The organism is Pseudonocardia sp. DR1-2, from assembly GCF_023717215.1.
In the GTDB taxonomy this organism is placed as follows: Bacteria; Actinomycetota; Actinomycetes; order Mycobacteriales; family Pseudonocardiaceae; genus Pseudonocardia; species Pseudonocardia alni.
On the sequence record NZ_JAMQOF010000001.1, the window covers coordinates 129,567 to 153,498 of the forward strand.

27 protein-coding genes are annotated in these 23,932 nt (G+C 75.4%); 9 read left to right on the forward strand and 18 right to left on the reverse strand.

All coding sequences use genetic code 11. The annotated features are described in order from the left end of the window. The first annotated feature begins 2 nt into the window (after positions 1–2). Entirely contained in the window at positions 3–671 is a 669-nt protein-coding gene (locus ND486_RS00560; protein ID WP_251782294.1) for a class I SAM-dependent methyltransferase, read from the forward strand. Between the two features lie 10 nt (positions 672–681). Here ND486_RS00560 and ND486_RS00565 read toward each other — a convergent pair whose 3' ends face one another. Together ND486_RS00565 and ND486_RS00570 are read right to left on the reverse strand one after the other, a co-directional pair. Then, positions 682–1,491 (reverse strand): methyltransferase domain-containing protein, encoded by an 810-nt coding sequence (locus ND486_RS00565; RefSeq protein WP_251782295.1) that lies wholly within the window; start codon positions 1,489–1,491, stop codon positions 682–684. Between the two features lie 21 nt (positions 1,492–1,512). Next, positions 1,513–1,878: a DUF2256 and DUF3253 domain-containing protein gene (locus tag ND486_RS00570; protein ID WP_251782296.1), complete on the reverse strand. Its 366-nt coding sequence runs from the start codon at positions 1,876–1,878 to the stop codon at positions 1,513–1,515. 69 nt (positions 1,879–1,947) lie between these two features. Here ND486_RS00570 and ND486_RS00575 point away from each other — a divergent pair, with 69 nt between their 5' ends. Continuing rightward, positions 1,948–2,475 (forward strand): hypothetical protein, encoded by a 528-nt coding sequence (locus ND486_RS00575; protein ID WP_251782297.1) that lies wholly within the window; start codon positions 1,948–1,950, stop codon positions 2,473–2,475. Between the two features lie 39 nt (positions 2,476–2,514). Here the strand turns inward: ND486_RS00575 and ND486_RS00580 are convergent, their stop codons facing one another. Both ND486_RS00580 and ND486_RS00585 read right to left on the reverse strand, forming a co-directional pair. Continuing rightward, positions 2,515–3,357, reverse strand: a complete 843-nt coding sequence (locus ND486_RS00580) for a shikimate dehydrogenase (RefSeq protein WP_062395769.1) — start codon at positions 3,355–3,357, stop codon at positions 2,515–2,517. A gap of 22 nt (positions 3,358–3,379) precedes the next feature. Next, positions 3,380–4,018, reverse strand: coding sequence for a nicotinamide mononucleotide transporter family protein (locus ND486_RS00585; RefSeq protein WP_226357436.1), 639 nt, complete (start codon positions 4,016–4,018; stop codon positions 3,380–3,382). 267 nt (positions 4,019–4,285) lie between these two features. Here ND486_RS00585 and ND486_RS00590 point away from each other — a divergent pair, with 267 nt between their 5' ends. From ND486_RS00590 to ND486_RS00600, 3 genes are all read left to right on the forward strand, one after another. Further along, a complete protein-coding gene (locus tag ND486_RS00590; RefSeq protein WP_062395766.1) occupies positions 4,286–5,041 on the forward strand; it encodes an SDR family NAD(P)-dependent oxidoreductase in 756 nt (251 codons plus the stop codon). Between the two features lie 120 nt (positions 5,042–5,161). Next, positions 5,162–6,286 (forward strand): NDMA-dependent alcohol dehydrogenase, encoded by a 1,125-nt coding sequence (locus ND486_RS00595; protein WP_251782298.1) that lies wholly within the window; start codon positions 5,162–5,164, stop codon positions 6,284–6,286. A gap of 20 nt (positions 6,287–6,306) precedes the next feature. Continuing rightward, a complete protein-coding gene (locus tag ND486_RS00600) occupies positions 6,307–7,386 on the forward strand; it encodes a dipeptidase (RefSeq protein WP_251782299.1) in 1,080 nt (359 codons plus the stop codon). A 16-nt stretch (positions 7,387–7,402) separates the two neighbouring features. Here the strand turns inward: ND486_RS00600 and ND486_RS29485 are convergent, their stop codons facing one another. Together ND486_RS29485 and ND486_RS00610 are read right to left on the reverse strand one after the other, a co-directional pair. Continuing rightward, complete coding sequence (locus ND486_RS29485) at positions 7,403–8,914, reverse strand: GDSL-type esterase/lipase family protein (RefSeq protein WP_251782300.1); 1,512 nt, start codon at positions 8,912–8,914, stop codon at positions 7,403–7,405. 150 nt (positions 8,915–9,064) lie between these two features. Beyond that, positions 9,065–9,583 carry a DUF309 domain-containing protein gene (locus ND486_RS00610; RefSeq protein ID WP_251782301.1) on the reverse strand — a complete coding sequence of 173 codons (519 nt, stop codon included), beginning with the start codon at positions 9,581–9,583 and terminating at the stop codon, positions 9,065–9,067. A 37-nt stretch (positions 9,584–9,620) separates the two neighbouring features. On the opposite strand from ND486_RS00610, the gene ND486_RS00615 reads away from it, so the two are divergent. Beyond that, positions 9,621–10,382, forward strand: a complete 762-nt coding sequence (locus ND486_RS00615; protein ID WP_255655311.1) for an SDR family oxidoreductase — start codon at positions 9,621–9,623, stop codon at positions 10,380–10,382. 21 nt (positions 10,383–10,403) lie between these two features. Here the strand turns inward: ND486_RS00615 and ND486_RS00620 are convergent, their stop codons facing one another. The 3 genes from ND486_RS00620 to ND486_RS00630 are packed head-to-tail and all read right to left on the reverse strand — an operon-like array spanning position 10,404 to position 12,887. Beyond that, positions 10,404–11,321, reverse strand: a complete 918-nt coding sequence (locus tag ND486_RS00620; RefSeq protein ID WP_251782302.1) for a TIGR03854 family LLM class F420-dependent oxidoreductase — start codon at positions 11,319–11,321, stop codon at positions 10,404–10,406. Between the two features lie 39 nt (positions 11,322–11,360). Beyond that, the gene (locus tag ND486_RS00625; protein WP_251782303.1) at positions 11,361–12,287 is read right to left on the reverse strand and encodes a TIGR03854 family LLM class F420-dependent oxidoreductase; all 927 of its coding nucleotides are present in this window, start codon (positions 12,285–12,287) and stop codon (positions 11,361–11,363) included. A gap of 21 nt (positions 12,288–12,308) precedes the next feature. Beyond that, positions 12,309–12,887, reverse strand: coding sequence for a TIGR03086 family metal-binding protein (locus tag ND486_RS00630; protein ID WP_308215781.1), 579 nt, complete (start codon positions 12,885–12,887; stop codon positions 12,309–12,311). Positions 12,888–13,060: 173 nt separating this feature from the next. On the opposite strand from ND486_RS00630, the gene ND486_RS00635 reads away from it, so the two are divergent. Further along, entirely contained in the window at positions 13,061–13,393 is a 333-nt protein-coding gene (locus ND486_RS00635) for a DUF3817 domain-containing protein (RefSeq protein WP_251782305.1), read from the forward strand. A 433-nt stretch (positions 13,394–13,826) separates the two neighbouring features. Here ND486_RS00635 and ND486_RS00640 read toward each other — a convergent pair whose 3' ends face one another. From ND486_RS00640 to ND486_RS00665, 6 genes are all read right to left on the reverse strand, one after another. Further along, the gene (locus ND486_RS00640) at positions 13,827–14,363 is read right to left on the reverse strand and encodes a hypothetical protein (RefSeq protein WP_251782306.1); all 537 of its coding nucleotides are present in this window, start codon (positions 14,361–14,363) and stop codon (positions 13,827–13,829) included. Next, the gene (locus tag ND486_RS00645) at positions 14,320–14,595 is read right to left on the reverse strand and encodes a helix-turn-helix transcriptional regulator (protein ID WP_251782307.1); all 276 of its coding nucleotides are present in this window, start codon (positions 14,593–14,595) and stop codon (positions 14,320–14,322) included. The genes ND486_RS00640 and ND486_RS00645 overlap by 44 nt, the downstream gene beginning before the upstream one ends. A gap of 61 nt (positions 14,596–14,656) precedes the next feature. Further along, the gene (locus ND486_RS00650) at positions 14,657–15,484 is read right to left on the reverse strand and encodes an SWIM zinc finger family protein (protein WP_251782308.1); all 828 of its coding nucleotides are present in this window, start codon (positions 15,482–15,484) and stop codon (positions 14,657–14,659) included. Further along, positions 15,477–18,560, reverse strand: a complete 3,084-nt coding sequence (locus tag ND486_RS00655; RefSeq protein ID WP_251782309.1) for a DEAD/DEAH box helicase — start codon at positions 18,558–18,560, stop codon at positions 15,477–15,479. The genes ND486_RS00650 and ND486_RS00655 overlap by 8 nt, the downstream gene beginning before the upstream one ends. 9 nt (positions 18,561–18,569) lie before the next feature. Further along, the gene (locus ND486_RS00660) at positions 18,570–19,190 is read right to left on the reverse strand and encodes an alpha/beta hydrolase (RefSeq protein ID WP_251782310.1); all 621 of its coding nucleotides are present in this window, start codon (positions 19,188–19,190) and stop codon (positions 18,570–18,572) included. Beyond that, positions 19,190–20,116, reverse strand: coding sequence for a VOC family protein (locus ND486_RS00665; RefSeq protein WP_238590031.1), 927 nt, complete (start codon positions 20,114–20,116; stop codon positions 19,190–19,192). Before ND486_RS00665 ends, ND486_RS00660 begins: the two co-directional genes overlap by 1 nt. A gap of 174 nt (positions 20,117–20,290) precedes the next feature. Here ND486_RS00665 and ND486_RS00670 point away from each other — a divergent pair, with 174 nt between their 5' ends. Beyond that, positions 20,291–21,121 (forward strand): helix-turn-helix domain-containing protein, encoded by an 831-nt coding sequence (locus tag ND486_RS00670; protein ID WP_251782311.1) that lies wholly within the window; start codon positions 20,291–20,293, stop codon positions 21,119–21,121. On the opposite strand, the gene ND486_RS00675 is transcribed toward ND486_RS00670, so the two are convergent. From ND486_RS00675 to ND486_RS00685, 3 genes are all read right to left on the reverse strand, one after another. Then, positions 21,085–21,570 (reverse strand): SRPBCC family protein, encoded by a 486-nt coding sequence (locus ND486_RS00675; RefSeq protein ID WP_251782312.1) that lies wholly within the window; start codon positions 21,568–21,570, stop codon positions 21,085–21,087. The genes ND486_RS00670 and ND486_RS00675 overlap by 37 nt on opposite strands. Further along, the gene (locus ND486_RS00680; RefSeq protein WP_308215782.1) at positions 21,567–21,911 is read right to left on the reverse strand and encodes a metalloregulator ArsR/SmtB family transcription factor; all 345 of its coding nucleotides are present in this window, start codon (positions 21,909–21,911) and stop codon (positions 21,567–21,569) included. The genes ND486_RS00675 and ND486_RS00680 overlap by 4 nt, the downstream gene beginning before the upstream one ends. Before the next feature lie 66 nt (positions 21,912–21,977). Continuing rightward, the gene (locus ND486_RS00685) at positions 21,978–22,964 is read right to left on the reverse strand and encodes a pirin family protein (RefSeq protein ID WP_208819182.1); all 987 of its coding nucleotides are present in this window, start codon (positions 22,962–22,964) and stop codon (positions 21,978–21,980) included. An 81-nt stretch (positions 22,965–23,045) separates the two neighbouring features. On the opposite strand from ND486_RS00685, the gene ND486_RS00690 reads away from it, so the two are divergent. Then, positions 23,046–23,930 carry an SMP-30/gluconolactonase/LRE family protein gene (locus tag ND486_RS00690; protein ID WP_251782313.1) on the forward strand — a complete coding sequence of 295 codons (885 nt, stop codon included), beginning with the start codon at positions 23,046–23,048 and terminating at the stop codon, positions 23,928–23,930. Positions 23,931–23,932: the final 2 nt, after the last annotated feature.

Genomic DNA, 23,932 nt, shown 5'->3' on the forward strand with positions numbered 1-23,932 from the left:
GGGTGCCCGACCACGCCCCGCACGACCACGCCCCGGACGACCACGCCCTGTCCGACCGCAGCGGACCCCGCGCCGACCCCGGTGAGCCGGGACCGGGCGGGCTCCCCGACGACTGGGAGGCCTGGCGCGGCCGGGTCGACCTCGACGACTACGACCGCAGGTGGGCGGCGATGGCCGCGGCCGGGGAGAACCCGCACGGCGAGGCCGACCTGGTCTGCGCGCTGCGCGGGGACGGCCCCGTCCTCGACGGCGGCTGCGGCACCGGCCGCGTCGCGATCGAGCTGGACCGGCGCGGCGTCGCGGTCGTCGGCGTCGACCCGGACCCGGACATGATCGCCGCGGCGCGGGCCAAGGCGCCTGCGCTGCGGTGGGTCACCACTGGCCTGGAGACCCTGGACCTGCCCGAGCGGTTCGGGCTGGTCGTGCTGGCGGGCAACGTGATCCCCTACGCCGAGGACCGCGCGGGGGTGGTCGCGGGCTGCGCCCGGCACCTGCGTCCGGGCGGCCTGCTGCTGGCCGGGTTCGCCGCGCAGCCGGGCTGGCCCACCCCCGACGACCACGACGCCTGGTGCGCCTCCGCCGGTCTCGACCCGGTCGCGCGCTGGTCCACCTGGGACCGTGCACCCTGGTCCGGCGGCGACTACGTGGTCGCCCTGCACCGCCGCGCCTGACCCGGGCGGCTCAGGGCCGGTCGGGCACCCGGCAGAGGACCTCGCCGTGCGGGATGACGATCCAGCCGTCGGGGTGCGCCGCCCACTCCCGCCACGCCGCGGAGATCCCGTCCAGCTCGGACTCCCCGGCCAGCCCGCGCTCGACGGCCATCCGGCCGACGCCGGTGTGGATGCGGTCGGCCCACATCCCGCCCCAGGCGGCGCGGGCCTCCGGGGTCGCGTGGCACCAGACCGACGCCGACGGCGTCACCTCGGTGAACCCGGCCGCGTGCGCCCAGCCGAGCAGCCGTCGTCCGGCGTCGGGCTCGGCGTCGTTGCCGCGGGCGACGGCCCGGTACAGCTCCAGCCAGCGGTCCAGCCGCGGGTCGTGCGGCCACCAGTGGAACCCGGCGTAGTCGGCGTCGCGGGCGGCGACCAGGCCGCCCGGCCGGGCGACCCGGCCCATCTCGCGCAGCACCGCGACCGGGTCGGACACGTGCTGGAGCACCTGGTGGGCGTGCACGACGTCCCAGGTGCCGTCCGGGTCGGACAGGGCGTAGCCGTCGTCGACGGCGAACTCCACCTCCAGGCCGCGGGCGGCGGCACCGGCGCGGGCCTGCTCCAGCGGTCCGGGCACCACCTCGACACCGCGGACCCGGCCGGGCGCGACCCGCTCGGCCAGGTCCGCGGTGATGCTGCCGGGGCCGCAGCCGACGTCGAGCAGGCTGGTGCCGGGCGTGAGCCGGTCCAGCAGGTAGGCGCACGAGTTCTCCGCGGTGCGGGCCGCGTGCGACCGGACGACGACGCCCGGATGGCCGTGGGTGTAGGTGTCGCGGGGCACGGGGTCAGCCTGGCACGGCGCTCAGCCGGGCACGCGGCGGATCCGGATCGGGCCCTTGGCCGTCGACGGGTCCACCACCCGGCCGGACTGCACGATCTCGACGCGCCCGGCGTCGACGAGCCGGCGCGCGGCCATCCGCGCCGGCTCCATGAGGTCGCGCCAGCCGTCGGGGTCGACGGCGCGGGCCGCCTCGGACGGGCAGATCGTCGCCCCGCCCCGGCGCCGGTCGAGGAGCCCGGTGATCGCCGACTCCAGCTCGGTGTCGACCGGGCGGACCTTGCGCCTGCGGCAGCCCTGGGAGCAGTAGCGCACCTGCTCCCAGTCGTCGGCCCACTTCCTCCGCCACTCGATCCGCCGCCCGCAGACCACGCAGCTCTTCTCCTCCACGACCGCCATGGTCGTCCCGCCCGCGGCGCTCCGCTCGCCGAGAATTATCAGGTGCCTTATTCTCAGGGCGTGGCGCGGGTGGGGAAGCGGGTACGGCAGTGGCTGGTCTTCGTGCACGTCGCGGTGTCGGTGGGGTGGATGGGCGCGGGCGCGGCGAACGTCGTGCTCGCCGGTGTCGCGCTGGGCGCGGACCCGGCCACGGCGGCCGCCGCGTACCGGTTCGTCGACGTCATCGACTGGTGGCTGGTCATCCCGCTGGCGTTCGCGGCGCTGGTCAGCGGGGTGGTCGTCGCGCTCGTGAGCCCGTGGGGCCTGACCCGGTACTGGTGGGTGCTGGTCAAGCTGGTGCTGACCGTCGCGGTGATCGTGTGGAGCACCCTGGCGGTGGGGGTGTGGGTGGAGCAGAGCGTGGTGGCGTTCGCGGCGGGGGACTCCACGAGCCCGGTCGGGCGGGCCCTCGTCACCGGCGCGGCGCTGAACATCGCCGCGTTCCTGTTCATGACCTGGGCCTCGGTCGCGACGCCGTGGGGCCGCACTCCGTGGGCACCGGCGCGGCGTCGCGCCGGACGAGCCGCCGCGGCCCGGACCCCGGCCTGAGCAGCGCGCCCCCGGGCCGCGGCACCGCCGGGCCGGGGGTCAGCTGCGGGCGAGCACGGCCGCGTCGAGCGCCTCGCGCATGGCGGCCTCCGGACCGGGACGCCCGGTCATGAGCTCGACCTGCGCGACCGCCTGCTGCAGCAGCATCTCCAGGCCGGACACGATCCGCGCCCCGGCCGCCGCCGCGCCGCCCGCGACCACCGTCGGCCACGGCGCGTAGACGGCGTCGAGCAGCACGGTCCCCGGCCGCCAGCGCGCACCGGCCAGTGCGTCGGCCGCCCCCGCCGGGAGGGTGGAGACGACCGCGTCGGCGCCCTCGAGCAGCCGCGCCGCGGCGGGCGGGTCGGTGAGCACCGCGTGCACCGTCACCTCGGTGCCGAGCCGCTCGGCCGTCCCGCGCAGCGCAGAGGTCCGCCCCGCGTCGCGGACCAGGACGTCGACGGCGTCGACCTCCATGTCGTGCAGCGCGGCGACGGCGGCCTGCGCGGTCCCGCCCGCCCCGAGCACCACAGCGCGCCCGCCCCCCGCGCCCGCGGCACGCAGCGACCGCGCGATGCCGGTGACGTCGGTGTTGTGCGCGGTCGCACCGGTGCCCTCGAACACCAGGGTGTTGCCGGCGCCGATCGCGGCCGCCCCCGGTGCGACGTGGTCGGCGACGTCGAGCAGCACCCGCTTGAGCGGCATCGTCAGCGACAGCCCCGCCCACTCCGGGCCGAGCCCGGCGACGAACCCGGCCAGGCCCGCCTCGTCGACCTCGTGCCGGTCGTAGTACCAGCCGGTCAGCCCGAGCGCGGTGTAGGCGGCGTTGTGCAGCGCGGGCGAGAGCGAGTGGGCGATCGGGGAACCGAGGACGGCGGCGCGGCGGACGGGGGACGTGCTCATCCGAGCAGTATCCCGTGGCGGCTCAGACCGCCCGCGACGGCTCCCGCTGCGCGGCCCCCACGGTGCGCCGGGCCCGCGCCCAGCTCCACCAGCCGTGCACGACCAGCCCGGCGAACACGACGTAGACCGCGGCGGAGAACCACAGCCCCGAGGCCAGCTGCAGCGGCACGCCGACGGCGTCGACCAGCAGCCAGATCACCCAGAACTCGATGAACCGCAGACCCTGGGCGAGGAACGCGACCGCGGTGCCGACGAAGATCGCGGCGTCCGGCCACGGCGCCCAGCTGGCGTCGAGCGCCTCGAGGACCAGTGCCATCACGACGGTGCCGCCGACGAGCAGCCCGACCAGCCCGAGCCGCTGCGCGGTGCTCGCCTGGCGCACCGCGAGGCCGTAGACCGGGTCGCGCCTGCGCAGCCACGCGACGAGCCCGAACACCGAGATGGCCAGCACGATGACCTGCCGGAACGCGAGCCCGCCCAGGTGCGCCGAGGCGTAGACGGTGAACAGCAGCACGCAGGCCGCCATCTGCACCGGCCAGGTCGCGAGGCTGCGCCGGCGCGCCAGGAACACCACGGCGATGGCGCCGATCTGCCCGACGAGCTCGGCCCACGACACGAACTGCCCGAACGCGGTCAGCCCGTGGTGCAGCAGGAGGTCCACGACGGTCCCCTTCCCGGACGCGGCGGGCGCGCCCCGTGTCAGCAGACAACGACGGGGCCGGCCCCGCCCATCCCCGCCCGGTCCGGTGTGAGCGGACCCACACCGGCCTCAGGCCGGGTGGACGCCGAGCCGGTCGCGGCGCAGCTGGGTGACCGCACGGCCGTCGACCGGCACCACGACGACGTCGTGCGACTCCCGCACCGCACCGGCTTCCCCGTCCGACCCCATGGCGACGATCGTCCGCCACCGGGTGGGAGGCTGCACCGTGTGGGTGGTTCGGAGCGCACGGTCCTGGTCCTGGGTGGTCGCAGCGAGATCGGGCTGGAGGTCGCCGAACGGCTCGCCGCCGGGGACACCGACACGGTCGTACTGGCCGCGCGCCGCCCCGGGGCGCTGACCGCGGAGGCGGCCCGGGTCCGGGCCGCGGGAGCCACGGTGGACACCGTCGCCTTCGACGCCGACGACCTCGCCGGCCACCGCCCGCTGCTCGACGACGTGACGGCGCGCCACGGCCGGATCGACGTCGCCGTCGTCGCGTTCGGGATCCTCGGCGACCAGGCCCGCGCCGAGACCGACGCCGCGCACGCCGCCGCGATCGTGCACACCGACTACCTCGCCCAGGTGCACCTGCTCACCGAGCTGGCCCAGGTGCTGCGCGCGCAGGGGAGCGGGACGCTGGTCGTCTACTCCTCGGTGGCCGGCGTGCGGGTGCGGCGCGCCAACTACGTCTACGGCAGTGCCAAGGCCGGGCTCGACGGGTTCGCCTCCGGCCTGGCCGACGCGCTGCACGGGACCGGGGTGCGGCTGGTGCTGATCCGCCCGGGGTTCGTCGTCGGCCGGATGACCGAGGGGATGAGCCCGGCGCCGCTGTCGTCGACACCCGCGCAGGTCGCCGACGCGACGGTCCGCGCGGTCCGGCGCGGGCGGGGCAACGCCGACGTCTGGGTGCCCGGCACCCTGCGGCTGCTGTTCCTCGGGCTGCGGCTGCTGCCCCGCGCCGTCTGGCGTCGGATGCCCCGTTAGCGACACGGTCTACAGGCGGACGGTGTCCCGCGATCTGCGTGTGGCACTTCCCCTGGAGTGACCGGGCTCATATCGTCGCGTGCGCATCCTGTTGGACGACGACGTCTGAGGTGAACCACCGTGGGACACACCCGTGGAGCAATCGTCCGGAGCGCTCCGGGCAAGTACGAGGTCGTCGACCTCGAACTCGACGAGCCGCGCCCCGGCGAGATCGAGGTCAAGATGGTCGCGTCGGGGCTGTGCCACTCCGACGACCACATCGCCACCGGGGACATCCCGGTCGGGACCTACCCGTTCGCCGGTGGCCACGAGGGCTCCGGCATCGTCACCCGCGCCGGGGCCAACAAGAAGGGCCTCAAGGAGGGCGACCACGTCGTCTTCTCGTTCCTGCCCTCCTGCGGGCACTGTCGCTGGTGCGCCAGCGGCATGCAGAACCTCTGCGACCTCGGCGCGGGCCTGCTCGCCGGCACCCGCTGGGAGGAGCCCACCACCCGCCTGCGGCTCGCCGACGACGGCACCCCGGTCGGCCAGATGTGCGGCATCTCGACCTTCTGCGAGACCACCCTGGTCTCCGAGGACTCCTGTGTGAAGGTCCCCGACGACATCCCGCTCGAGGTCGCCTGCCTCGTCGGCTGCGGCGTCGGCACCGGTTGGGGCTCCGCGGTCAACGCCGGCGGCGTGCAGCCGGGCCACACCACGATCGTCATGGGCATCGGCGGCATCGGGATCAACGCGGTCCAGGGTGCCTCGCACGCGGGCGCGGCGAACATCATCGCCGTCGACCCGGTCGCGCTGAAGCGCGAGAAGGCCCAGGAGCTCGGCGCCACGCACGCGGTGGAGACGATGGAGGAGGCCACCGAGATCGCGAAGCAGTTCACCAACGGTCAGGGCGCCGACCAGACCATCGTGACCGTCGGCGTCGTCAAGCCCGACCACGTCGGGCAGGCGATGGCCTCGATCCGCAAGGCGGGCACCGTCGTCGTCACCGCGCTCGGTGACATCAACTCCACCGAGCCGCTGCCGGTGTCGCTGGCCGACGTCACCCTGTTCCAGAAGCGCATCCAGGGCGCGATGTTCGGCATGTCCAACCCGAACTGGGACATCCTGCGCCAGCTGGAGCTCTACCGCGCCGGCGCGCTGAAGCTCGACGAGCTGGTCACCACCACCTACACGCTGGACCAGGTCGCGACGGCCTACGAGGACATGCACGCGGGCAAGAACATCCGGGGCGTCATCCGCTACTGAGCACTGGCAGGCTCCGGGGCATGGTCTACGTACTCGACGGACACAACGACCTGCCCTGGGCGCTGCGCGAGCTCTCCGGCGGCGACCCGGCGCGCGAGCCGGACGTCGCCGCCGGGGACCCGCGGCTGCACACCGACCTCCCGCGGCTGCGGGCCGGCGGGGTCGGCGCCCAGTTCTGGTCGGTCTACGTACCCGGCGAGCTGGGCCACGACGAGGCCGTCACCGCGGTGCTCGACCAGGTGGACCGGGTGCGGCGGCTGCTCGTCGCCCACCCGGACGCCCTGGCGTTCGCCGACACCGCCGACGACGTCGACGCCGTCGTCGGCTCGGGGCGGGTCGCCTCCCTGATGGGGGCGGAGGGCGGGCACTGCATCGCCGACTCCCTCGCCGTGCTGCGGGTCCTGCGCGGGCTCGGGGTCCGCTACCTGACGCTGACCCACAACCTGAACAACAACTGGGCCGACTCGGCCACCGACACGCCCCGCCACGACGGGCTGTCGGAGTTCGGCCGCGGGGTCGTCGCCGAGATGAACCGCATCGGCATGATCGTCGACCTCTCGCACGTCGCACCGGCGACGATGCACCAGGCCCTCGCCGTCACCACCCGGCCGGTGCTGTTCACCCACTCCGGTGCGCGCGCCGTCACCGACCACCCGCGCAACGTGCCCGCCGACGTGCTGGAGGCCCTGCCCGGCAACGGCGGCGTGGTCATGGCGACGTTCGTGCCGCGCTTCGTCTCCGCCGCCGTGACCGAGTGGGACCAGCGGGTCCGGGAGGCGATGGCCGACGCCGGGGCCGACCACCGCGACCTCGCCGCCCGCAACCGGTTCGTCGAGGCCTGGGACGGGCCCGTGCAGCCGCGCGCCACCCTCGCCGACGTCGTGGCGCACGTCGAGCACCTGCGCGAGGCCGCGGGCATCGACCACGTCGGCATCGGCGGGGACTACGACGGCACCACCGACCTGCCCGACGAGCTCTCCGACGTGTCCACCTACCCGCGGCTGCTCGACGCACTCGCCGACCGCGGATGGAGCGCGGAGGACCTGGCGAAGCTGGCCCACCGCAACGCGCTGCGGGTGCTGCGCGACGCCGACGCCTGAGCGGCCCGGCGGGGGGTCACGGCGTCCCGGCGGGGCGCGGGCCGGCCAGGGCCGTCGCCGCCGACGCCGCGATCCGCAGCGAGCCGACCGCCGTCGGGTGGAACGGGTCGGGGGTGGCGAGCCCCATGACGTCCGGCGGCATCCGGTCGCGGTCCGGGTCGCACAGCGGTGCCAGGGCGGGCGCGGCGGTGCCGAACCCGAAGCGGGCGGCGCCGTCGGCCAGCACGTCGTTGAGCCGGCGGTTCCGCTCGGCGAGCAGGTCGAGCTTGGCCTGGTCCAGACCCGGGGTGCCGGCCGGGCCGCGCATGTCCGCGCAGGTCGGGTCGAACCGGGCCGGGAACGGGTCGTAGGACAGGGTGACCACCACCCGCGGGCGCCCCGGCAGCGTGTCGAGGTCGGTGAACAGGGCGCCGACGTCGCGGGCGAACCCGGCGAGGCGGGACTCGAACTCGCCGTCGGAGAGCCGGTCGTCGCAGGTGGCGAGGCCGTAGCAGTACAGCAGGAAGTCCGACCAGGCCAGGTCGTTCGGGCCGACCGCGACGACCACCCACTGCAGGTTCCGGACCTGCTTGAGCCGCCCGACCTGGGGGTCGACGGTGACGCCCTCGCGCAGCTGCGGCCCGCGCAGCCCGGTCGCGACGCCCGCCCCGGCGCAGGCCAGGTTCAGGACGTCCTCGCCGCGTAGCCGGGCCAGCTCGGCGGCGGTGGAGTCGGTGCTGCGCCCGCAGGCGCGGTCCTCGGGGGTGACGGTGCCGTCGTCGTGGCGCAGCGGCGGGCCGCCGATCCGGGCCGCGCGGGAGTCCCCGATCACCGCGCCCGCGACCCCGGTGACCGCGGGCCCGACCGGCGACGGGGTGACCGTCGCCGCCCCGACCAGGTCGGTCAGCGAGGTGACCCGCCCCAGACCGGTGAGGGTGCCGTGCAGCGCGGCGACCCCGGCGCCCGCCCACAGCAGCACCGAGGCGGTCACCGCGACGACGGTCATCCGCCCGATCGGCCCGGCCAGGTCGTCCCAGTGCACCGGCCGGTACCGGCGGGTGCGGGTCCGGCGCAGCGCCAGCAGCAGCCGTGCGGTCGCCGTCAGCCCGCTGCCCAGCAGCGCGACCAGCACCATGCCCGCGGCGCCCCACAGGTACCAGGTCACGAACCCCTCACCGAGGTCGCGGACCGCGTCGCCCGCGCCGTCGACCGTGTGCGGGCCCAGCACCGGGCCGTTGTCGGCGGGCCGCTTCAACGGCCCGATCGACAGCCGCGGCCGGATCGGACCCCACACCTGCACGGTCGTGAGGTCGAACTCGGCGTTGCCGAGCTGGGCGATCTGCGCGGGCCCCGACAGCGTCAGGGGCGGCACCCGGGCGCCCACGCCGACGTCCTGGCCGAACACCTCGACGTGGTTCTCCGGCGTCAGCAGGATCACCAGCGGGACGCCGACGACGGCGATCAGCCCAAGCAGCGCCAGAGTGGGCAGCGACCGGGCCTCACGCAGCAGCGCGCGGGGCCAGGACCGGGAGGTGGGACGGGCGGCCACCGTCAGTGTGCGGGGCGGGACACGGGGTGGTGGGGCACGGCCCCATGGTGGCCCGGGGGAGGGGCCGGAGTCACGGACGTCGTGGGGTGGCGTCGGACTCCCCGGCGGTGGCTCCCGGTGGGTGGCTCCCCGGCGCGCGGCCGCGCCGTGTCAGGCTCCCGGGCTCCCCGGCGCCCGGGTCCCCCGCAGCCGCGGGGCGAGCCGCGCCGCCGTGACGGCGCGGGGACCGTCCCGGTCGACGTCGTCCGCGAGGGCGTCCGCGTGCCCGACCAGCCCGTCGAGGTCCAGCCCGGCCGGGACGGCGACGTCGAGCACCCGCCACAGCCGGACGCCCTCCGCGCCGCGGCGCAGCAGCGCGACGGCGCCGCGGGCGTTCCCGCGCTGGGCGTGGGTCAGCCCGACCGCGAGCTGCGCCAGCGCCCGCCACAGGTCGCGGGTGTCGTCGCCCGCGTCCTTCCAGGCACCCTCGAGGATCTCGTGGGCGTTGAAGGGCAGGCCCGAGTCGAGCAGACGCTGGGCCTCGGTGACGGCGTCGGCGGGGGAGAGCACCAGGTCCTCGGGCACCCGCTCGACGCCGGGTGCGCCGTGCGGGAGCGGGCGCCCGGCGGCGTCGCGGGGGCGGGCGTTGCGGGCACGGCCCCGGTCGTCGCGGTCGCGGGAACGGGTCATGGCTGCGAGGGTGCCAGCTCTCCGGTTAGCGTGCGTCATGATCACCGAACTGTTCGACGTCCGCGGCAGGGTGGCCGTGGTCACCGGCGGCACCAGCGGCATCGGCCGCATGATCGCGGGCGGTCTCGCCGAGGCCGGGGCGCGGGTCTACGTGTCCAGCCGCAAGGCCGACGCCTGCGCCGACACCGCCGCGGAGATCGGCGGCACCGGCATCGCCGCGGACCTGTCGTCGGAGGACGAGTGCGTCCGGCTGGCCGCCGAGGTCGGGGAGCGCGAGGAGCGGGTGCACCTGCTCGTCAACAACGCGGGCGCGACCTGGGGTGCGCCGCTGGAGGAGTTCCCGGCGCACGCCTGGGACAAGGTGCTCGACCTCAACCTGAAGGCGCCGTTCTTCCTGACCCGGGCGTTCCTGCCGCTGCTGGAGGCCGCCGGGTCGGCCGAGGACCCGGCCCGGGTGATCAACATCGGTAGCATCGACGGGCTGCGCGTCCCCGAGCTGCCGAACTACAGCTACTCGGCCAGCAAGGCCGGGGTGCACCAGCTGACCCGGGTGCTGGCCCGCGACCTCGCCGGCCGCGGGATCACCGTGAACGCGATCGCGCCGGGGCCGTTCCCGTCGCGGATGATGCGCGCCACGCTGGAGGCGGCGGGCGACGAGATCGCCGACTCCACCCCGCTCGGACGCCTGGGGAAGCCGTCGGACGTCGTCGGGGCGACGCTGTTCCTGGCCGGGGCCGCCGGGTCCTACGTGACCGGCGCGGTGCTGCCGGTCGACGGGGGGATCTGGACGACGCGCTGACCCGGCGCCGCACCCCGCCGCTCAGCCGGACTGGAGCGGCCCGAGCTCGGTGGTGAACCGGTCGAGGAACCCCGGCCAGTCCGCCACCGGCCCGGTCGGGCGCACCACGAACTTGGTGAGGCCGCCGTCGGCGTGCCGCCGGACCAGCTCGGCGACGCCGTCCCAGCCGTCGCCGACGATGTCGCGCCAGTCCGCATCCGGGCGTTGGGCCCCGGCCAGCGCGCGGGCGGGCCCGGGGTCCGCGCCGGGCGGGGCGACCCACAGGTTGGTGCCGTAGTGGTCGTCGTCGATCGTGCGGCCGGCGTCGCGGGCGGCGGTCTCGATGATCCCGCGGGCCCGGGCGGTCTCGGCGGGGGTGAGGAAGCTGGCGAGCCAGCCGTCGGCGAGCCGCCCGGCGCGCCGGAGCCCGGCGTCGGCGCGTCCGCCCAGCCACAGGTCGAGCGGGGCGGCCGGGCGGGGGAGGACGGCGGCGTCGTCGAGGGTGAAGAACTCGCCGTGGTGGGTCACGGAGTCCTCGGTGAGCAGCCGGCGCAGCACGACCAGCGACTCCTCGAACACCGCGCCCCGCCGGCCCGGGACGGGGTGCAGCTGCCGGTCGCAGGGCTGCGCGGCCTGCAGCCCGAACACCGGCAGGATCCGCCGGGGCGCGAGCACGGCCAGCGACGCGAGCTCGGAGGCGAGCAGCATCGGGTTGCGCCCGGGCAGCACCGTGACGCCGGTGCCGACCTTCAGGGTGCGGGTGCGCGCCGCGGTCCAGGTGCTGCCGACCATCGGGTCGACCACCGACTTCGACGCGATGTCGGCCAGCCACAGCGAGTCGACCGCGGAGGCGTCGAGGGCGTGGAGCAGCTCCTCGAACTCGTCGGCGAAAGTGGGCAGGTCGCGGGCCCCGACGAGGCCGAGACCGATGCGGACCGTGCCGTGCGGGGAGTCGACCACTCACTCACCGTAGGTGATCGGTCACTCGTCCGGGAACGTTCAGCCCGACTCCAGCGGCCCCAGCTCGGCGACGAACTCGTCGAGGAACCGGGCCCAGTCCCGCGCCGGAGCGGCGGGGCGCACCACGAACTTGGTCAGCCCGCCCTCGACGTGGCGGCGGATCTGCTCGGCGGCGCCGTCCCAGCCGCGGGCGACCAGCTGCTCCGGGTCCGCGTCGGGCCGCTGCTGGGCGGCCCGGTGCAGCGCGTGGTCGGCGGCGGCGCCGGACCCGTCGCCGGGCAGCACGACGGTGACGTTGGTGCCGTAGTGGTCGTCGTCGATCGCCCGGCCGGCGTCGCGGGCGGCGGCCTCGATGACGGTGCGGGCACGGGCGGACTCGTCGGGGGTGAGGAAGCTGCCCAGCCAGCCGTCGGCGAGCCGGCCGACCCGGCGCAGCCCGACCTCCGCGCGACCGCCCAGCCACAGGTCGAGCGGGCGGGCCGGGCGCGGCGCGACGGTCGCGTCGTCGAGGGTGAAGAACTCGCCGTGGTGGGTCACCGACTCCTCGGACAGCAGCCGCCGCAGCACCACGAGGGACTCCTCGAACACCGCGGCCCGGGTACCGGGGACGGGGAACAGCTGGCGCTCCGACGGCGTCGCCGCGCGGATGCCGAACGCGGGCAGGATCCGCTTCGGCGCCAGCACCGCCAGTGACGCGAGCTCGGCCGCGAGCAGCATCGGGTTGCGCCCGGGCAGGATCGTGACGCCGGTGCCGACCTTGAGCGTCCGGGTCCGGGCGGCCGCCCAGGTGGTGCCGACCAGCGCGTCGACGCCGGGGGCGGAGACGAGGTCGGGCAGCCACAGCGAGTCGATGCGCGCGTGTTCGAGGGCGTCGACGAACTCGTCGAACTCCGAGCCGGGGTCGGTGGCGCGCAGCCCCACCGAGCCGACGCCGATGCGGACCTTGCCGTGCGGGGACGTCACCACGGCGGTCGACGCTACCCCGCGTCAGCGGCCCCGGCGCGGGTCGCGACCGCTGTTGCCGAGCGCCCGGTGGAACGCCGGTGCGTCCTGCGCGACGGGGACGACCGGCCCGAACAGGCCCTCCCGGGACGCCTCCTCTCCGGGCGCGGACATCGCGGTGGTGAACTCCAGGACGGCGGCGACGGCGTCGTCGTCAGGGACGAACGGGCGCCCGGTCGCGACGGCGAGGTCCCAGCCGTGCAGGACCAGCTCGTCGAGGGCGATGACCCCGGCGACGTCGGCGGGCAGGTCCATCCCGCCCACCGCGGTGAACCCCTCCCAGGCGGCCGGCTCGCGCCAGGCCTGAGCCAGCGCGCCGAGCCGGGCCGGGACCGCGGTGCGCCAGTCCGCGACGAGGTGCGCGGCGTCGGCGCTCGGCGCGGTACCCGCGGCCTCGGGGGACTTCTGCGCCGCGACCCGGAACGCCCACGCCAGACCGTGCAGGTGGTCGAGCAGGGCGGCGACGGTCATGTCGTCGCAGGGGGTCGGGTCGTGGAGCTGGTCGTCGCGGACACCGGCGACGACGTCGGCGACGGCGCGGGCGGTCGGGGCGAGATCGAGCACGGATGCCACCTCCGGTCGGGTCGGCGCCACGGTCGCGGGGCCGTGCATGCTCCGACCGGCCACGGCGCGGCAACTCATCGCACCGCGTGTCTTTCGACACCCGGTAGAAGGTGGTGCGGCGGATACGGCAGAGTGGACTCCGACGTCCCGCCCGCCTGGAGGAAGCACCCGTCATGAACGACCCGTCCCTCGTCGCCAAGGCCTTCCGGGTCGTGGCGGTCGCCGAGGCGCTGTCCTGGACCGGCCTGCTGATCGGCATGTTCTTCAAGTGGGTGCTGGCCACCACCGAGGTCGGGGTGCAGGTCATGGGGCCGATCCACGGGGCGCTGTTCGTCGCCTACGTGCTGGTCACGCTGTGGACCGCGCGGCTGTTCCGGTGGGACCTGCGCACCACCGTGATCGGTCTGCTCGCCAGCATCCCGCCGCTGACGACGATCTGGTTCGAGCGGCGCGCCGGGGCCACCGGCCGCCTCGACCCGGCCCGCGGCCGGCCCGTCGTCGGCTGAGTCCTCCCGGATTCCCGTGCCGCTCTTGACGGCTGAGGTAAGCCTAGGCTAACTTCAGTGCGTCGCTTCGTGGTGGGAGCGGCGCGTCAGTTCGGGAAACACGGCCCGGCCGCATCGACCACAGCGGCCGGGCCGTCCCGCGTTCCGGGGTCCGTGCGGGTGCCGTGTCGCCGGTGCTGCGCCTCGGTGTCCATGTCCCCGGTGTCGCGGCGCCCCCGGCGGGTACGGCGGGGTCACGAGCGTCGGCTCGGGTCTGCTCGCGCGCCACGGCACGGCCGGCCCGCCGGTCGTTCGGGAACGCTGCCGGGGAATCCGGTGGAGGCTGTTGACAACATAGGTAAGCCTTGGCTAAGTTTCACGTGTCGCTTCGTGGTGGGAGCGGCGCGTCAGTTCGGGACGAGGGCCCGGTCGCTCGACCACGGCGACCGGGCCCTCACATTTCTCCGGCTCGGTCTTCGCCTGGGGCGGGCTTCCGGATCAACCACAGACGCAGTCCCAGTCCTGCACCCATGGCGATGGCGAGCACTACGACATAGAACCCCGTGTCGGCGAGGCCGCCACCCACCCACCAGTGGGCGGCCCCGGCGACGACCACGAACAGTGGCAGCAGCAGCAGTGCGCGAAGGGTCTCCGCGCGATCCCGCTCGGGCGTCACGTGCGTCCCGTACCGCCGTCGGCCGATCGCCCGCGCGACCAGCCACACGGCGAACAGGGCCACCACCAGTACGAGCACGGCACCGGACCAGGTCGCCCCGGATGCGTCCCGCAGTCCGAGCGGGCGGCCCAGCAGGGTGACCATGCCGAGTCCCCCGGCGACCACCACCGCCTGCAGCTCCAGGCAGCGCCGTCGCAGCTGCAACAGCTCCGCGCGCTCGTCGGTCTCGTTCCTGATCTGCTCCTGCGACGTGCGCAGGGCCGTCCACGGACTACGCATCCCGGCCTCCCGTCTGCGGTGCGTCACGTCGGGCACGGATCCCGTCGGCCTCCGCGGTGGGCAGCGCGAACAGCTGCTCCACCGGGGTGTCGAGCACCACCGCCAGTCGCAGCGCGACCGCGGTCGACGGGTTGTATCCGCCGGCCTCGATCTCGACCACGGTCTGGCGGCTTACGCCGACCAGTTCGCCCAGGCGTCGCTGGGTCAGGCCCGCCCGGCGTCGCGCGGAGGCGACGTCGGATCGCACGTCGGCGGAGAGCCTGCCCATACGACAAGTCTACCCGACACAAGTCGCGTCTACCCGACACAAGTCGGGGCCACCCGGTTCCTCACGCGTCCGGGTGGGCCAGCGCCTCGTACACCGGCCGCAACGCGTCGGTCAGCCGCTCGCCGCCCGCCCGCAGCGACGGCTCGGGCACCTGGTCCAGCACCGCGCCCGGCTCGGTGTCCGGCGGCCGCGGGGGAGCGGACCCCGCCGCGCCCTCCCAGAAGCCGTCCAGCAGGTCCGCGAGCGGCGCCGGCCCGGCCGGTGCGGACGGGCCGTCGCCGCTGTCACGCTCGGCCCGCAACCGCTCCAGCAGCGCGTCCCGGTCGCGTCCGCGCAGCGTGAGCAGGGTGAACGGATCGGTGTCGCAGCGCTCGGCGAGCACGTAGAACACCGCGGCCAGGTGCTTGCACGGCACCGTGTGGTCCGGGCACGAGCAGTCCTGCGACAGGTCGGCGCCCGCGGCCGGGAACAACGACAGCTCCAGGCCATCGAGCAGCTCCTCGATCTCCGGGGGCACGGTCCCCGACAGCAGGGCCGCCGTGTACCAGGCGTCGGCGGCCAGGGCCTGCTCCACGCGCCGCCACTGCGTCTTGTCCCAGACCCGCAGCCCGATCCGGACCCGGTACGGCTGCGGCCGGGTGCCCTGCACCAGCGCGACCACGGCGCCCGCGTCGACGTCGAGGGACACGATCTGCCCCGACCGGGCGTAGCTGCGGCCACGCGAGAGCCGCCCGCCGACGCCGAGCTGCTCGAGCACCGCCAGGAACCGCGCTGACCACCAGGTCCGGGCGACCGCGCCCGCCGCCGCGTGGATCCGGATCCCGCCCTCGACGCGGCGCGGCGGCCCACCGGTGAAGTCCTCCTGCGCCCAGAACGGCCGGTCACTCATCGGCGTCCCCCGTCTCCTCGTCGAGGTCGGCCACCGCGTCCGAGCCGAGCGCGAACACCGCACGCAGCTCGGAGGTCGACAGCGACGTCAGCCAGTCCTCCCCGCCGGTCACCACCATGTCCGACAGCGACCGCTTCGCCGTGACCAGGTCCTCGATCCGCTCCTCGACCGTCCCCGGGCACACGAACCGGCGCACCTGCACCGCGCGCCGCTGCCCGATCCGGAACGCCCGGTCGGTGGCCTGGTCCTCCACCGCCGGGTTCCACCACCGGTCCAGGTGGATCACGTGGTTCGCCGCGGTGAGCGTGAGCCCGGTGCCGCCCGCGCGCAGCGAGAGCAGGAACAGCGACGGTCCCTCCCCGGACTGGAACCGGGCGACCATCTCGTCGCGCCGCTTCTTCGGGGTGCCGCCGTGCAGGTAGAGCACCTCGGTGTCGAACCGTGCCGACAGGTGCGGGCGCAGCATCGCGGCGAACTCGGTGTACTGGGTGAACAGCAGCGCCCGGTCCCCGGCGGCCAGCACCGGCTCCAGGATCTCCTCCAGCCGGGCGACCTTGCCCGAGCGGTGCCGCCCGCCGCTGCGGTGGATTGGCGACCCGTCGTGCAGCAGCTGCGCGGGGTGGTTGCAGACCTGCTTGAGCTTGCTCATCGCGGCCAGCACGTTGCCGCGGCGCTCGATGCCGTCGCTGCCCTCGATCTTCTCCATCATGTCGTCGACGACGGTCCGGTACAGCGACGCCTGCTCCCGGGTGAGCCGGTGGTCGGCCACGATCTCGATCTTCTCGGGAAGGTCGTCGATCACCGTGGGGTCGGTCTTGACCCGCCGCAGCAGGTAGGGCCGGGTGATCCGGCGCAGGGTGCGGGCCGTCCCGGCGTCGCGGTGGCGCTCGATCGGCACCGCGAACCGCTGCCGGAACACCTCCGGCACCCCGAGGACGCCGGGGTTGAGGAAGTCCATCACCGACCACAGCTCGGCCAGCCGGTTCTCCATCGGGGTGCCGGTCAGTGCGACCCGGTGGCCGGCGTCGAACGACCGCATCGTGCGCGACGCCGCCGCGTGCGCGTTCTTGATCATCTGGGCCTCGTCGAGGACGAGGCGGTGGAACCGCCACGCCCGCAGGTCCTCGGCGTCGCGGGTCGCGGTCGCGTACGTGGTGACGACGAGGTCGGCCTCGCCGAGCCGGGCGTGCAGGGCCTCGCCGCGCGGGCGGGCGGCCCCGTGGTGGGCGTGCACCCGCAGGCCGGGTGCGAACGTCGCGGCCTCCCGCTGCCAGGTGCCGACCATCGACATCGGGCACACGATCAGGGTCGGGGCGCCGGTCGGCCCGCCGGACCGGTCGTGGGCCTCCAGGGCCAGCAGCTGGACGGTCTTGCCCAGCCCCATGTCGTCGGCCAGGCACGCCCCCAGGCCCAGCGACGACAGGAACGCCAGCCACGCCACCCCGCGCTCCTGGTAGGGGCGCAGCGTCGCGGTGAACCCCGGCGGCGCCGGCACCGGTGTGAGCGTCCGCTCGGCGGTGCCCTCCAGCAGCGCCCCGAGGTGCCCGCGGGCGGACACGTCGGTCACCGGGAGCGGGGCGCCCGCGTCGCCACGGGCCGCGGCCAGCACCTCGCCGACGGTGGGCGGCCGGTCCCGGTGGCGACGCAGGAAGTCCAGCCCCTGGGCCAGTGCCTGGGCGTCGACGGCGACCCAGCGCCCGCGCAGCCGGACCAGCGGCGCCTTCGCCGCCACCAGCGCGGCGATCTCGGACTCGCCCAGCTCCTCGTCGCCGACGGCGAGCGACCAGCGGAACTCCGCCAGCTCGTCACGGCCCAGCCCGCCGCGGGTGATCACCCCCGGCGCCGGGGCCGACGACGTCGAGAGTCGCAGCCCCAGCGGGCGGCGCCCGTCCCACCCGCGCGGGAGCGCCACCCCGAACCCGGCCGACAGCAGCGCGGGCGCGTCCCGGGTGAGGAACCGGTGCGCCCCGGTGACGTCGAGCTCGAGCCCGGTCGGGCGGGCCCGGCGCAGTGCGGGCACGAGCCCGGGCAGGACCTGCGCGGCCCGCCCCAGCTCGGCCAGCAGCACGTCCTGCGCGCCGGAGACCAGGGCGTCGGCCTCCCCGGCCCACACCCCGGCCGCGTCGAACACCAGGCTCGGGTCCTCGGTGGAGCGCAGCGCGAACTGGAGCTCCCACCGGGTGCCGTCGCCGGTCTGGTCGTCGAGGTCCGGGCCGGGGTCGGCCGGGTCGTGCAGCGTGGAGACCTCGGCGAGCCGGAACAGCGCGGTGGCGGCGCCGGGCTGCTCGCGGCCGACGTCGTCCCACGCGGCCAGTGCCTCGCGCAGCACCCGCAGCCCCGCACCGGTCGCGGGCAGGTCCGCCGACGGGCCGGTCAAGGCGTGCAGCAGCGCCGCCGGGGCGTCCGCGCGGGCGGGCAGCGGGACGGGCATCGCGGCGCTGCGCCCCAGCCGCTCGCGGACGGCGGCGTCGGTGAACCGGGCGAGCGCGGCGTCGACCAGGGTGTCCGGGTCCTGCCCGGCGACGTCGCCCGGGCGGCGCTGCTCGGCCCGCGCGACCGGGGGCAGTCGCCGGACCAGGTCGGCGCGGGCGACCGCGTCGAGACCCTGGACGACCGGGCGCCAGCGCGCCGCGGGCCGGCCGGACTCGGTGAGCAGGACCGGCAGCACCCGGCCGCGGGCCGCGAGCTCCTCGGCGAGCCGGGCGAGATCGGCGAGGTGGGCGAACCCGGCGCCGTAGCGGACCTCGTCGGACGGGTCGGTCAGCTCGGAGGGGTCGACGACGACCGCCGGCACCGTCCACGGCGCCAGCCTCGGCGTGCTCCGGCTCCGGGTGCGTGGCCGGGACCGGACCAGGCCGGGGGAGTCCTGCGGGCCCGACGGGTGCGAGGGCAGCAGCACCGTCACCGACGCCGGCTTGCCCGGATGGATCGCGGCCAGCTCGTCCGACGGCACGGCGAACGGGTGCGGCCGCGCCGTGCGCAGCGACCGGCGGTCGGTGCGGGGTGCGCGCTCGCCGTCCTCCGCCCACAGCAGGACTCCCCGGGTGGGGGAGTGCAGGGCGTGGACGACGAACACACCCCCACGCTAGAGGCGACCCCCGACAGCGACCGCGTGGAGGAGCCCGGCCGCGGCCGCGCACGCCTCGTCGGTGATCACGTGCTCGTCGCCGTCGTCGATCCGCAGGTCGACCCGCGCACCGCCGGCGACCAGCAGCGACGCGGTGTCGGAGACCCGGTGCGCGGGCACCCAGGGGTCGTGCGAGATCGACCGCAGCACCGCCGGGGTCGGGGCCAGCGCCCCGGCCGGCGGCGCCGGGACCGGGTCCGGACCGACGAACCCGCCGGTGAACAGCACCAGCCCCGCGCACGGGCGCGGGTCGCGCACCAGCAGGTGGTGCGCGGCCAGGCAGGCGCCCTGGGAGAACCCCCACAGCACCACCCGGTCCCGGCCGACACCGGCGTCGGCGAGCCGGGCCAGCTCGTCGTCGACGATGCCCAGGGCGCGCAGCAGCGCGTCGCGGTTCTCGTCGAACGGCTCCAGGAACGGCTTCGGGTACCAGCTGCCGCCCGGCGCCGGCGGGGCGACGAACCGGGCGGGCACGTCCCCGAACCGGGCCGCGGTGGCCCGCATGTCGTCGGGGTCGCGGCCCCGCCCGTGCAGGGCGAGCACGACCAGCGGCGCGTCCGGATCCCCCCAGGTGGCCATCAGCCCTCGATCGGTTCCAGCTTGGCGAAGATCTCCTCGCGCCGGTGCTCGAACTGCTCGGGCAGCTGGAACCGGGTGCCGAGCTCCTGCGGGGACTCGTCGCAGGTCCAGCCGCCCTCGTCGTGGGTGACGGCCAGCTCGAACAGCGCCCCGCTCGGCGTCCGGACGTAGACGCTCTTGAAGTACTTGCGGTCCTTGAGCTCGGAGATGTCGGTGTAGCCGGCGCCCTCGATGTCGAACTTCACCGCGTCCTGGTTCGCCAGGTCCGACACGTTCCACGCGAAGTGGTGGTAGGTGCCCGCGCCGTAGCGCCAGGTGCCCTGGTCGTCGTGCCGGTTGACGGTGATCTCCAGGTGGTTGCCGACCTTCGCGTCGCCGATCCGCAGGCCGAACACGTCGCCGTCCTCGGCGGGGGCGCCCTGGGCGAAGAACGAGGTGTCGGCGAACTCGACCATCCGGTCCGGGGTGGTCATGTGCACCCCGACGCCGTGGATGCCGTGGATCGCGTGCTCGGCCGACACGCCGTTGCCCTCGTAGCCGCGGCGCGGGTCGGCGGCGTTCGCGACGAACTGGTACTCGATGCCCGACGGGTGGGCGAACGCGAGCCGCCGCTGGTCGAACCGCTCGACGTCGGTGACCTCGACGTCGTGGGCGCGCAGCCGCTGCGCCCAGAAGTCCAGCGAGCCCTCCGGCACCGACAGCAGGACCTCGCGGGCCTGGTTGGTGCCACGGGTGCCGAACTGGCCCGCCTGCGCCCACGGGAACGTGGTGACGACGCTGGAGGGGTCGCCGTCGGCGTTGGAGTAGTAGAGGTGGTAGATCGGCAGCGAGCCGTCGAACAGGACGGTGCGCTTGATGAAGCGCATGCCGAGGATCTTCGTGTGGAAGTCGACGTCCTCCTGGGCGCCGGCGACGGACAGGGTCACATGGTGCGAGCCTTCGACATGAGCCACGTGCGCAGACGTTAGGAACGCCGCGGCCGCGGCACATCGCCGACGGGCGCAGACCGCTGTCGTCCGCGTGCACGCCCGCACCGGCCCGGCGGGCGGCGACTGCGTGACTAGGCTGGGTGCGGCCACCAGCACGACCAGGAGCCGCCGATGACGACCGTCGCCGACCGTCCCACCGACTCCGGGCCCGGCTCCGTCCCCGGACCCGACGGGCCCGACGACGTCTCCTTCACCACCGTCACCGGCGACCTGCCCGCCCCCGGTGGCGACCGGCTGGTCCTGGTCGTGGCGCTCGCGGGCAGTGCGCTGCTCGGCGACGGCGAGCCGCTGGTCCCCGGGCGGTGGGCGCTGCTGGACCCGGCCCGCCCGGGCACCCCCACCGCGGACGCCGCGTTCCGCGCGCTGTGCGTGCGGTTCCCGCGCGACCGCGTCGAGCCCCGCGGCGAGCCGTTCACCGGGGTGGCGGGCACCGCCTTCGACGCGGAACCCGGCCTGGCCGGCTACGTGTGCGACACCCTGCGCCATCTCGACGCGCACCGGCTCGCGATGGGCCCGCACGCCGCCGTCGCGGTGCGGCACGCCGTGGACCTGGTCGGGGTGCTGCTGCGGAGCACGGCCGGCGCCGAGCCCGCCCCGCACTGCGACCTGCTGGACCGGATCAAGGCCCACGTCGAGGCGCACCTCGGCGACCCGGACCTCGCCCCCGCCGGGATCGCCGCCGCGCACTTCGTCTCCGCGCGCCACCTGCACAACCTGTTCGCGGGGACCGGCACGAGCGCCGCGGCCTGGATCCGCGCGCGGCGGGTCGAGATGTGCCGGCGCGACCTGGCCGACCCCGCACTGGCCGACGTGCCCGCCGCGGCTATCGGGTCGCGGTGGGGGTTCCGCGGGCCCTCGCACTTCGGGCAGGTGTTCAAACGTGCGACGGGCCTGACCCCGGCGGCCTACCGGGAGGCCAGCAGCTCGTCGAGCCGCTCGTAGCCCTCGTTCACCCCGACGTCCATCCCCGAGGCGAGCATCGCGTCGCGGGCGGCGAACGAGTCGTAGCGCGACTCCGCGACCAGCCGGGTCCGCCCGCCGGACAGCGGGGTCAGGGTCATCGTCTCCAGGCAGACGCTGTCGCCGAAGCCCTCGAAGGTGAAGGTCTGCACGATCCGCTCCGGGGCGCGGACCTCGTGGAACGAGCCGAAGAAGCGGTACTCGCCGCCGTCGTCGGCGTGGGTGTAGCGGTAGCCGCCGCCGGTCTCGGCGTCCCAGCGGTGCACCGTCATCGTCAGCCCGCGCGGCCCCAGCCAGCGCACGACCTTGTCCTCGTCGACATGGGCGTCGAAGACCCGCTCCGGGGGTGCGTCGAACTCCCGGGTGATGCGGATCGCGGGCAGGTCGTCCACGGTCTCGATGGCGGTGCCGCGGGTGCCGGTGGTGCTCATGCCGTCTCCTCGTGCTCGGTGGGTGCGGACTCGTCGGCGAGCAGGTCGTCGAGGCGCGCGTAGCGCTCCTCCACCTGCCGCCGGTACCGCTCGATCCAGGCCGTCATCAGGTCGAAGACCTCCGCCTCGAGGTGCACCGGACGACGCTGGGCCTGCCGGCTGCGCCGGACCAGCCCCGCGTCCTCCAGCACCCGGATGTGCTTGGAGACGGCCTGCACGGAGACGGCGTAGGGCTCGGCCAGCTCGTTCACGGTCGCGTCGGCCGTCGCCAGCCGGGCCACCATGTCGCGCCGGATCGGGTCCGCCAGTGCGGCGAAGACCCGGTTCAGCCGGTCCTCCACGTCTCCTCCTCGTTCAACTTCGCGGTTGAATACACCGTAGCGCCGGGAGGGCTTGTGTTCAACCCGTCAGTTGAACGAGCCGGGGAGGGAGCCGTGCGGCACGTAGTCCGACGGCACCACGCCGAGACGGCCGCGCTGGTAGTCCTCGAACGCCCGCTGCACCTCCTCGCGGGTGTTCATCACGAACGGGCCCGCCCACGCGACGGGCTCGCGGATCGGCTGCCCGCCCAGCACCACGACGTCCAGCGCCGGATGACGGGACTCCTGCCCCGTGCCGCCCTCGACCGTGATCAGGTCCCCGGGCCCGAACACGGCGAGCTGGCCGGTGCGGACCGGGCGTCGGTCCGCACCGACGGTGCCGGACCCGCTCAGCACGTAGACCAGCGCGTTGTAGGGCCGCGGCCAGGGCAGCCGCAGCTGTGCGCCGGGGGAGACGGTGGCGTGCACCATGGCCATCGGGGTATGGGTCGAGCCCGGTCCGGACGCGCCCGCCACGTCGCCGGCGATCACGCGCAGCAGCGCGCCGCCGTCGGGCGTGGTGGCCAGGGCGACCTCGCCCCCGCGCAGGTCCTGGTACGCCGGCGGCAGCCACTTGTCCGCGCGCGGCAGGTTGACCCACAGCTGCAGGCCGTGGAACAGCCCGCCGCTGCGCACCAGCGACTCCGGCGGGCGCTCGATGTGCAGCAGGCCCGAGCCCGCGGTCATCCACTGGGTGTCGCCGTCGGTGATCGTTCCGCCGCCGCCGTGGCTGTCACCGTGCTCGAAGGTCCCGTCGATGATGTAGGTGACGGTCTCGAAGCCGCGGTGCGGGTGCCACGAGGTGCCCTTCGGCTCGCCCGGGGCGTACTCGACCTCGCCCATCTGGTCCATGTGCAGGAACGGGTCGAGGTCGCGCAGGTCCACCCCCTGGAAGGCGCGGCGGACCGGGAAGCCCTCGCCCTCGTACCCGCGCGGGGCGGTGGTGACACTGCGGACGCCCCGGTCCAGGTCGGTCGGCCCGGGGACGGGCACACGGGGCAGGGCGCTGACGTCGGCGACGGAGACGGCGGGCATCGGGACCTCCACGGTCGGTGGTTGTTGCACGGTCAACGACCGCGCTGGCGCCCCGATTCCCGGGGGGCCAGACTGATCGCCATGACGGAGCTGTCGACGGTGCTGTCGGACATGTCCTTCCTCGAGGGCCCACGCTGGCACGACGGGAGGATCTGGGTCAGCGACTTCTACACCCACCGGGTGCTCTCGGCCCGCGCCGACGGGTCGGACCTGCGCACCGAGGCCGAGGTGCCCCAGCAGCCCTCCGGCCTGGGCTGGCTGCCCGACGGCAGGCTGCTGATCGTGTCCATGCGCGACCGGCGGATCCTGCGCCGTGAGACCGACGGCACCCTGGCCACCCACGCCGACCTGTCCGGCCACGCCGAGCACGTCCTGAACGACATGGTCGTCGACGACGGCGGCGGCCTCTGGGTGGGCAGCTTCGGCTTCGACCTGATGAACGGTGCCCCGCGGGCCGCCGCGCCGCTGCTGCGCGTCGCGCCGGACGGGAGCGTGTCGGTCGCGAGCGAGCCGCTGCACTTCGCGAACGGACCCACGCTGTCCGGCGGGGACCTCGTCGTCGCCGAGACCTTCGGCAACCGGATGTCCGCCTTCGCGGTCGCCGACGACGGCACGCTCGGCCCGCGCCGGGACTGGGCGCTGTTCGGTCCGCCGTCGGCCGCCGAGGACCCGTTCGACGCCATCGCCGAGCTCACCGTCGCCCCGGACGGCATCTCCGTCCCCGACGCGGAGGGTGCGATCTGGGTCGCCGACGCCATCGGCAACCGGGCGATCCGGGTCCGCCCCGGCGGGATGGTCGACGGCGAGGTCCCGACCGGCCAGGTCGGCACCTACGCCTGCGCACTCGGCGGCGACGACGGCCGCACCCTGTTCCTCTGCACCGCCCCCGGGTTCGCCGAGCACGAGCGCCGGGACACCCGCCTGGCGCAGCTGCTCGCCGTCCGGGTGGACGTCCCGGCGGCCTGAGA

Bases quoted from the DNA above. Each gene is read 5' to 3' on its own strand.
- ND486_RS00580 (WP_062395769.1), bottom strand. From the start codon at position 3,357: ATGAGCACGTCCCCCGTCCGCCGCGCCGCCGTCCTCGGTTCCCCGATC.
- ND486_RS00600 (WP_251782299.1), top strand. From the start codon at position 6,307: ATGGTCTACGTACTCGACGGACACAACGACCTGCCCTGGGCGCTGCGC.
- ND486_RS00610 (WP_251782301.1), bottom strand. From the start codon at position 9,583: ATGACCCGTTCCCGCGACCGCGACGACCGGGGCCGTGCCCGCAACGCC.
- ND486_RS00615 (WP_255655311.1), top strand. From the start codon at position 9,621: ATGATCACCGAACTGTTCGACGTCCGCGGCAGGGTGGCCGTGGTCACC.
- ND486_RS00635 (WP_251782305.1), top strand. From the start codon at position 13,061: ATGAACGACCCGTCCCTCGTCGCCAAGGCCTTCCGGGTCGTGGCGGTC.
- ND486_RS00645 (WP_251782307.1), bottom strand. From the start codon at position 14,595: ATGGGCAGGCTCTCCGCCGACGTGCGATCCGACGTCGCCTCCGCGCGA.
- ND486_RS00650 (WP_251782308.1), bottom strand. From the start codon at position 15,484: ATGAGTGACCGGCCGTTCTGGGCGCAGGAGGACTTCACCGGTGGGCCG.
- ND486_RS00660 (WP_251782310.1), bottom strand. From the start codon at position 19,190: ATGGCCACCTGGGGGGATCCGGACGCGCCGCTGGTCGTGCTCGCCCTG.
- ND486_RS00670 (WP_251782311.1), top strand. From the start codon at position 20,291: ATGACGACCGTCGCCGACCGTCCCACCGACTCCGGGCCCGGCTCCGTC.
- ND486_RS00675 (WP_251782312.1), bottom strand. From the start codon at position 21,570: ATGAGCACCACCGGCACCCGCGGCACCGCCATCGAGACCGTGGACGAC.
- ND486_RS00685 (WP_208819182.1), bottom strand. From the start codon at position 22,964: ATGCCCGCCGTCTCCGTCGCCGACGTCAGCGCCCTGCCCCGTGTGCCC.
- ND486_RS00690 (WP_251782313.1), top strand. From the start codon at position 23,046: ATGACGGAGCTGTCGACGGTGCTGTCGGACATGTCCTTCCTCGAGGGC.